At 41.6% G+C, this 594-nt stretch carries 1 protein-coding gene; it reads right to left on the bottom strand.

The features are described 5' to 3' along the window. Positions 1-594: contractile injection system protein, VgrG/Pvc8 family (locus B6D18_RS12400; protein ID WP_216818978.1), on the bottom strand; the 594-nt coding region annotated here is incomplete at both ends.

Raw genomic sequence — 594 nt, 5'->3', positions numbered from 1 at the left:
CTGGGCGGTAAGATTTTGATGATTGGTAAGGTATGGCGGTAAAACTCAGCTCATAAGCATCACTGCGGTTTCCCTGACCTTGCACCGTTAATATCATTATCCCTTCATCTATGCCGGTAATCGTACTGCCTTTGATGCGAATATGTTGCCCCGGGGCTAAATTGGCCTGATTACTTTTACCCCGGATAAGAATTTGACGGCTAATTACTTGCTCATGACGAATGCGGGCATACCATTCACCACTTTCAACACTATCACCCACCTTACCCGCATTACCATTATCTGTATGACTTGCATTACCAAAATTAGAGCTAATCTCACGGCTATTATCACCGCTGTTTTCATCATCATGATTACGGTTTTGATAATTTATATCATTGGTATTACTACCATTACTATTTAACCCTTTATAGTGTTCATCATAACGGTAATCGGTACCATAAGTGGTACTATTTTTCTGTTGGCTGTTCACTTCACCCAGTAAATTCGCCGGTGCATCTCGGTAGTTATAATCCTGTACTTTTACCGACGCTTCTACCATTTGACTGTGTAATGACATATCCCAGACACTTTCAACGCCGTTATCCAATGTGC

Source organism: Gilliamella sp. A7, assembly GCF_002142015.1.
GTDB classification, from domain to species: Bacteria; Pseudomonadota; Gammaproteobacteria; order Enterobacterales; family Orbaceae; genus Gilliamella; species Gilliamella apis_A.
The sequence above is the reverse complement of the archived record's forward strand: the minus strand, read 5'-3'. Positions and strand labels throughout refer to the sequence as shown.